This is a genomic window from Azohydromonas lata, from assembly GCF_034427735.1.
GTDB lineage: Bacteria > Pseudomonadota > Gammaproteobacteria > Burkholderiales > Burkholderiaceae_C > Azohydromonas > Azohydromonas lata.
The window spans coordinates 49,001-56,240 of sequence record NZ_JAXOJX010000050.1; the positions used below are offsets into that span (position 1 = coordinate 49,001).

Annotated in this window: 5 protein-coding genes; 2 read left to right on the top strand and 3 right to left on the bottom strand. The window is 70.9% G+C overall.

Annotated elements, in window-relative coordinates; translation table 11 throughout:
• Positions 1 to 39: 39 nt before the first annotated feature.
• Positions 40 to 852 carry a sensor histidine kinase gene (locus tag SM757_RS24735; protein ID WP_322467437.1) on the top strand — a complete coding sequence of 271 codons (813 nt, stop codon included), beginning with the start codon at positions 40 to 42 and terminating at the stop codon, positions 850 to 852.
• 153 nt (positions 853 to 1,005) lie between these two features.
• Here the strand turns inward: SM757_RS24735 and SM757_RS24740 are convergent, their stop codons facing one another.
• Complete coding sequence (locus tag SM757_RS24740) at positions 1,006 to 1,347, bottom strand: hypothetical protein (RefSeq protein ID WP_066333137.1); 342 nt, start codon at positions 1,345 to 1,347, stop codon at positions 1,006 to 1,008.
• Positions 1,348 to 1,354: 7 nt separating this feature from the next.
• Here SM757_RS24740 and SM757_RS24745 point away from each other — a divergent pair, with 7 nt between their 5' ends.
• Entirely contained in the window at positions 1,355 to 1,639 is a 285-nt protein-coding gene (locus SM757_RS24745) for a hypothetical protein (RefSeq protein ID WP_322467438.1), read from the top strand.
• A gap of 122 nt (positions 1,640 to 1,761) precedes the next feature.
• On the opposite strand, the gene SM757_RS24750 is transcribed toward SM757_RS24745, so the two are convergent.
• Together SM757_RS24750 and SM757_RS24755 are read right to left on the bottom strand one after the other, a co-directional pair.
• Positions 1,762 to 5,355 (bottom strand): error-prone DNA polymerase, encoded by a 3,594-nt coding sequence (locus tag SM757_RS24750; RefSeq protein WP_322467439.1) that lies wholly within the window; start codon positions 5,353 to 5,355, stop codon positions 1,762 to 1,764.
• A 346-nt stretch (positions 5,356 to 5,701) separates the two neighbouring features.
• A complete protein-coding gene (locus SM757_RS24755; RefSeq protein WP_322467440.1) occupies positions 5,702 to 7,144 on the bottom strand; it encodes a Y-family DNA polymerase in 1,443 nt (480 codons plus the stop codon).
• Positions 7,145 to 7,240: the final 96 nt, after the last annotated feature.

Sequence of the window (7,240 nt, forward strand, 5' to 3'; positions counted from 1 at the left end):
GCAGCGCATCACCACAGACACCGCCCGCGGGATGCCGACATGAATCAAGCCGAGGCCGACGACCCAGACGTTTGCGCCGCGCCCGCCGCGCAGCCGCCGGACGTGCACCAGCAGTTGCAGGCCGCGCTGGCGCAGCTCGACGAGGAACGGCGCTTTCGCACCCGTTTCCTTTCTTCGCTGGCCCATGAGCTGCGCAACCCGCTGGCCTCGCTGCGCAGCGGCTTTTCGCTGCTGCAGCGGGTCAAGGGCAGCCAGGACGCGCTGGCCGCGCAGGTCAACCCGCTCATAGACCGGCAGCTCAGCCACCTCATGCGGCTGATGGACGAGGTGGACGACCTGGCCCGCGCCCGCGCCGGCCAGTTGCCGCTGCACCGCGAGCGCTTGAGCCTGCAGTCCGTGGCCGAGGCGGCCGCCGCCGCGGCCCAGCCCTTGCTGTCCGCTCACGAGCAGTCGCTGCACGTGGACGCCGGCCCAAGCGCCATGTGGGTGGAGGGCGACGCGCCGCGGCTGGCCCAGGCGCTCACGGCGCTGCTGCAGGAGGCCTCGCGCCGTGCGCCCTCGGCCGGCGCGCAGATCAGCCTGGCCGTGCACGGCCGCGGCGGCAGTGCCATGGCCACCGTGGCCGAGCACGCCGGCGGGCTGCCGCAGGACGGCCTTCAGCCTCCGCGCCCCGAGGACGACCTGCTGCACAGTGCCGACCAGGCGCCGGGCGTGAGCCTGTCGCTGGCGCGGCTCGTCATCGAGCTGCACGGCGGACGGCTGTGGGCGCAGGCGCACCCGCACGGGTTGGGCCGGGTCCTGGTCGCGGCGCTGCCGCTGGCGGCGGACGGCCCGGTGCAGCCCGGCGCCTGAGCGCCGGAGAGCCGCCCCAGGCTCACACCCGGCGCAGGAACAACCGGAAGCCGCCGCCCGGGGTCGGCAGCGCGCGCAGCGCCAGCAGTTTCACGTCACTGCGCATCGCCCGGAAAATCATGGCACGGCCCAACAGTCCGCCTTATTCTTTCGTCAAAGCCCGGATTCAGCCACCACGCGCGCCTTGCCAATCTCCGGATCGAAAACCACGTATTGACCGCCTTCATAATAGGTCGAGTGGTAAAGCATGGGCTGGCCACTGGCCATGAGGCGTTTGTAGATATTGAGCGAGACCTTGAATATCGGGTCGCCCTCTTCCGCCACGGAGCGCGCCTTGGGCACGGGGCGGTCATTTTTCCTGACCAGCGTATAGGCCACGGTGTCGTCCGCAAAGCGGCGTGCCTCCGTGGCCCACTGTGGATGGTTGATATCCATGCCGATGTGAGGCGACAAGGGTGACGCGTAGCTGTACAGCAGTTTGCCCTGGTCGGACATGACGGTAATGGACAGCCTGGCCAAATGGCATGGGCCCGGCCCGATGCTGACCGTGAGCCGGTCTTGCGCCGTGGGAGCAGCAAAAGGAATCGGCCTGCTCACGGAATACTGGCATGGCTCATCCGTGGGCGATCTGGCCTGCACGGCAATTGACGATGCGCTGATGAAAAAGGCAGCCAGGAATTTCAAAGGAGTTTTCATTGGTTTACTTGTAATTCTCACTTCACAGACCCACGGAAATATTCATACCGCACTCAACAGCCTCGAAATGCCATTCGACAGATTTGAGTGACAACTATTCCACGCAACCAGCCGTTGCCGCAATAAAACGAGAAACATTTGAGTTAAAGCAAATTATTTTCAGAAAAACCAGATTTTTCTCTACTTAAAATTCCCGTTCGAACATATTTCCCCTCACCTGAAATCCCGGCTCCCCGCCACAAACCTGCCCAGCAGCCCGGTCAGGTCCAAAAGGTGCCCGGCGACCAAGGCGCAAACTTCCCCTTCCCTCTGCCACCGCCCATAAACCGCCAGCAGCCGCGAGCGCAATAAAACTTCGCGCTGGCGCTCGCGGATGCGCTTCCAGCACACCACCTGCACTACGCCGGTTTCGTCCTCCAGGGTCACGAACACCACGCCCTTGGCCGTGCCGGGCTGCTGGCGCAGCGTCACCAGGCCACAGGCGCGCACCAGTCGGCCGTGCGGCTGCGCCAGCAACTGCGCCGCGGACAGCAGGCGCCGCTCCTCCAGCAGCGGGCGCAGCAGCGCCAGCGGGTGGCGGCGCAGGGTCAGGCCCGTGGCGGCGTGGTCGAAGACGATCTCCTCGCCCTCCGGGGCGGGCGGCAGCTCGATGAAGTCTTCGTTCACCGGCGCGTCGCCCAGCAGTGCCGGCGGCGTGGTCCACGCCGCCGCTTCCCACAGCTGCTGGCGGCGGTGCCCGGCCAGGCTCATCAGCGCGTCGGCGCCGGCCAACAGGCGGATGTCGCGCGCATCCAGCCGGGCGCGGCGGGCAAGGTCTTCCACGTCATCAAAGGGGCACAGCGCGCGGGCCTGGGCGATGCGCATGGCCGCCTCCTGGCTCAGGCCCGCCACCATGCGCAGGCCCAGGCGCACGGCGGGCTTGCTTGGGCGGCTTGGGCCGGTGGGACTGACGGGGTCGTCGGGTCCACTGCAGCGCTTGCAGGCTTGCAAAGCGTTTGCCGTGCGCTGACCGGCACCGCCCCCTACTCCGTCATTCCCGCGCAGGCGGGAATCCAGGCGGCCCCCAAGCGGATCGGGAGAAATCACTTTGGCGTGAGCGGCGTCCTGGGTTCGTGCGGCCTGCCGTTGCTCTTGCGCTCCGGCGTGGGGCCGCCTGGATCCCCGCCTGCGCGGGGATGACGAAGTGGGGGGCGAAGCGCCTTGGCTGTCGGGATGCCATGGGTCGTCGGCTTGCGGCACCTCTTCCGCTCTTTCCTCTACCTCCTCTACCTTCTTTCCCGCCTTTTCTTCTTCCGCTCCTTTCTCTCTTGCTGCCTCTGCTGCCTTATTCGCTTCGTCCGACCCTGCCTCTGCGTCTATCCCCTCCAGCGTGCAGTCCCAATCACTTGCCATCACGTCCGCCGCTCGCACTTCCACGCCATGCCGCCGCGCGTCCTGGACGAGCTGCCAGGGTGTGTAGAAGCCCAGCGGCTGCGAATTGAGCATGGCCGCCAGAAAGGCCGCCGGGTGCCGGCACTTGATCCAGCAGCTCGTGTAGACCAGCAGCGCGAACGAGGCCGCGTGGCTCTCCGGGAAGCCGTACTCCGAAAAACCCTTGATCTGCTCGAAGATGGCCGTGGCGAACGCCGGGTCGTAACCCCGCTGCGTCATGCCGCGCACGATCTTGTCGTGGTACTGCTCCAGCCCGCCCTTGCGCCGCCACGCTGCCATGCTGCGGCGCAGTGCGTCGGCCTCGCCGGCCGTGAAGCCCGCGGCCAGGATGGCCACCTGCATCACCTGCTCCTGGAACACCGGCACGCCCAGCGTGCGGCCCAGCGCCTGCCGCAAGGCCTCGCCGGGGAAGGTCACCGCCTCCTTGCCCTCGCGCCGGCGCAGGAAGGGGTGGACCATGCCGCCCTGTATCGGCCCGGGGCGGACGATGGCGACTTCGATCACCAGGTCGTAGAAGCAGCGCGGCCTCAATCGCGGCAACATCGCCTGCTGGGCGCGGCTCTCGATCTGGAAGACGCCCACCGTGTCGGCACGGCACACCATGTCGTAGGTGGCGACATCGTCGTCCGGGATGTCCTGCAGGCCGAAGGCGTGGCCCTTCAACTGGCCGATGAAATCCAGCGCCTTGCGCAGGGCGGTGAGCATGCCCAGCGCCAGCACGTCCACCTTGAGCAGGCCCACGGCGTCCAGGTCGTCCTTGTCCCACTCGATGACGGTGCGCTCGGCCATGGCGGCGTTCTCAATGGGCACCAGGCGCGACAGCGGCCCCTGCGTCAGCACGAAGCCGCCCGTGTGCTGAGAGAGGTGGCGCGGAAAGCCCAGGAGCTGATCGACCAGCGCCGTGAACTGGCGCATGAGCAGCGAGCCGGGGTCCAGGCCCAGCTGGGCGAACCGCTCGGCGCGCAGTTGGGCGCCGTCCCACCACTGGTGGTCGCGGGCCAGGGCCTCGACGGTGGCGTCGGCCAGGCCCAGCGCCTTGCCCACGTCGCGCACGGCGCTGCGCATGCGGTAGGTGATGACGGTGGCCGCCAGCGCGGCACGGTCGCGCCCGTACTTGCGGTAGAGGTACTGGATGACCTCCTCGCGCCGCTCGTGCTCGAAGTCGATGTCGATGTCCGGCGGCTCGTTGCGCTCGCGGCTGATGAAGCGCTCGAACAGCAGGCTCATGCGCGCGGGGTCCACCTCGGTGACGCCCAGGCAGAAGCACACCACCGAGTTGGCCGCGCTGCCGCGGCCCTGGCAGAGGATGCCGCGCGAACGCGCGAACTCCACGATGTCGGCCACGGTCAGGAAGTAATGCTCGTAGCGCAGCTCCCCGATCAGCGCCAGCTCGTGCTCTACCTGCGCCTGCACCGCCGGCGGTATGCCGCCCGGCCAGCGCCGCCCCGCGCCTTCCCAGGTGAGCTGGCGCAGCCAGGTGGCGGGGCTGTGGCCCGCGGGGACCAGCTCGCCGGGGTAGTGGTAGCGCAGCTCGTCCAGGGAGAAGCCGCAGCGCGCGGCCACCTCCAGCGTCTGCGCCAGCAGCTCCGGGGCGCAGGTCTGCGCCAGCCTCAGCCGCGTGCGCAGGTGGCGCTCGGCGTTGGGCTGCAGGCCGAAGCCGCACAGGGTGAGCGGGCGGCGCAGCCGCGTGGCGGTGAGCACGTCCTGCAGCGGCTTGCGCGAGCGGCGGTGCATGTGCACGTCGCCCGCGGCCACCAGCGGCACGCCGGTGCGCGCGGCCACCTCGCGCAGCCGCTCCAGGTGGAGGGCGTCGTCCACCTGCCGCAGTTGGCTCACCAGCAGCCAGCAGCGGTTCGTGAAAGTCCAGGCCAGGCGGCGGGCCAGGCCTTCGATGGCGGGCACGTCCGCGCCGCGCGACGGGGCGGCCAGCACCAGGCAGTCGGCCAGGGCATCGGGGTCCAGGCTGGAGAGGCGCAGCGGCGCGTAAGTGCCCTTGTCGCCCGCGCGGCGCAGCCGGGTGATGAACTGGCAGAGGTTGCCGTAGCCGTTCAAGTTGCAGGCGAGCAGCACGAGGGTGGCGGCGGCGTCGTCGGCGTTGGGGGCCGGTGCGTCCTCGCCCTCCTCGGCCTGCAGCCGGAACTGGGCACCGACCAGCAGCTTGAGCTTGTGCTGCTTGGCCGCGACGTGGGCGCGGACGATGCCGGCGAGCGAACACTCGTCCGTGAGCGCCAGCGCGCTGTAGCCGAGTTGGGCAGCGCGCTCGATCAGCTCCTGCGGGTGGCTGGCGCCGCGCAGGAAGCTGAAGTTGGAGAGGGACCAGAGCTCGGCGTAGGCGGGCAGGCCGGGCGGGAGGGTGTTTTTGTTGTTGGGGGGCATGGGGAGCGGTCAGGCACTGGGCAAGCTCACCGCGCGCCTGCCAGAACGAATGCCGCTTGGAACAAGCGCCTTCTGGAACGAGTCCGGCCATAGCGACACCCGCCGGGGGCAGATGCGCAGCGCACCCCCATCCGTCATGCCCGCGAAAGCGGGCATCCACGAGCGCCGAGGTGCAGCCCCAGTACCTGCATCACGGCAAGCCAAGGTTTGCGCGCCAGCGCATCGGTCGGGGTGGATGCCCGCTTTCGCGGGCATGACGGAACAGGGAGCGAAGCGCCTTGGCTGACGCGCTGCACAGACGAGCCCGTCGTTCCCGCGCGGCAGCGCCTCTGCCTTGTTCTCCCCCTCACGCAAAGCTCCCATGCAAATACCAGGCGCTCGCCTCGTCGGCCAGCCGCGTCTGGAAGATCCACAGCAGCCCGGCATGCGGGCTCCAGGCCAGCCAGTAGTCGCGCTGCACGTGGCCGCTGGCGATGGCGCTCTGGCCGCCTGGCCCGCCCGGCGTGCCCTGGCCGCCCGCGCTGCCGTGCTCCAGGCCGGGCTCCTCCCCCAGCCGGTGCCACCAGCCGCCCTCTATGCGGTGCGGCCCGGCCACGAGCTGCAGCGGGCCCTGGTAGACGGGCCGGTTGTCCTTGAGCGCCAGGCGCAGCGGTTGCGCCAGCACGAAACCGGGCTGCGGCAGCAGCGTGGCCTGCGCGGGCGGCAGCGCGCTTGGGCGCGGCGCGCCCTGCTGCACGCTCAGCCAGCGCTGCATCCACTCCGGCCGGTGGTCGGCCACCAGCAGCGGCCGGCGCACGCGCTCCTCGCCCAAGCGCGCCGACAGCCGCTGCAGCACCTGCGACAGCGGCTCGCCCTCGTCACGGCCGTCCGGCAACAGCCCGGCGCCGGGCGCTGCCAGCGGCTGCCACTGCAGCAGCCGCAGGCCCAGCGCGCCCGCGGGCGCCAGCAGCGCGGTGCGGTGGAGGTGCTCGCCCAGCAGCCGCTGCAGGAAGGCCACGTCCCGCGTCGGCTCGGCCGTGCGCAAGGTGAGCTCGCCACCGGCGCCGGCCGCGCGGCTGCGCATCGCGTCATGCGCCCAATACAGGGTGAAAGCCGTGGCCCCGCCGTGGCGTGCCGCCAGCCAGCCGCACAGCGCCAGCAGCAGCCGCCGCGCGGCCTGCGCCAGCGCGGGAGCCTGCTCCACGCGCCAGGGCAGCTCCAGCTCCAGGGCGAAGGTCTCCGGCAGGGTGAACCAGCGCCAGGCCTCGGGGCGCAGGCCATAGGCCTGGTCCAGCGCCTGCAGCAGCTCCCCGCCAAAGCGCCGCGACAGCCCTCCGCGCGGCAGCCGGCGCAGCCCGCCCAAGGTGCTGCAGCCCGTGCGCAGCAGCGTGGGCACGTGCGCGCGCGCCTCGCTCAGGGTGTGCAGCGCCAGGCCATCCAGCAGCGCGCACAGCCGCGCGGCGGCGGGCTTGTCGGCCAGCGTGGCGGCGTCCACGGCGTCGTCGGCCTCGGTACAGCCCGCGTGCCCCGCGCGCGCCAGGGCCAGCGCGGCCAGCCCGGTGGAGGCGCCCCAGCTCAGCGCGCAGGCGCCCAGCTCCAGCGCCTCGGCCGCCATGCGCGCGCGCAGCGCCGCCGCGCCGCCGAACAGGCGCAGGCTGGCGCGCAGCTCCATCAGCACCGCCTCCTCCACCCGCGCCACGCGCGGCGTGAACTGCAGGGCCCAGTGCGACAGCGCCGCCAGCGCGGGCGGGTCGCCGGCTGGCGCGCCCTCAGTGGGCGGTGCGGGCGTGCAGGCGGCGGCCCACAGCATGCTCGGCCTCCGTGGCGGACCTTTGGGCGGCCAGCGCCGGCTGCACCGGCGCGGCCACATGGGCCAGCGCGGGCGCCGGCCCGGGCACCACCCTGT

Coding starts and splice junctions, on each gene's coding strand:
- SM757_RS24735 (WP_322467437.1), top strand. CDS start 40: ATGAATCAAGCCGAGGCCGACGACCCAGACGTTTGCGCCGCGCCCGCC.
- SM757_RS24740 (WP_066333137.1), bottom strand. CDS start 1,347: ATGTCCGACCAGGGCAAACTGCTGTACAGCTACGCGTCACCCTTGTCG.
- SM757_RS24745 (WP_322467438.1), top strand. CDS start 1,355: ATGGACAGCCTGGCCAAATGGCATGGGCCCGGCCCGATGCTGACCGTG.
- SM757_RS24750 (WP_322467439.1), bottom strand. CDS start 5,355: ATGCCCCCCAACAACAAAAACACCCTCCCGCCCGGCCTGCCCGCCTAC.
- SM757_RS24755 (WP_322467440.1), bottom strand. CDS start 7,144: ATGCTGTGGGCCGCCGCCTGCACGCCCGCACCGCCCACTGAGGGCGCG.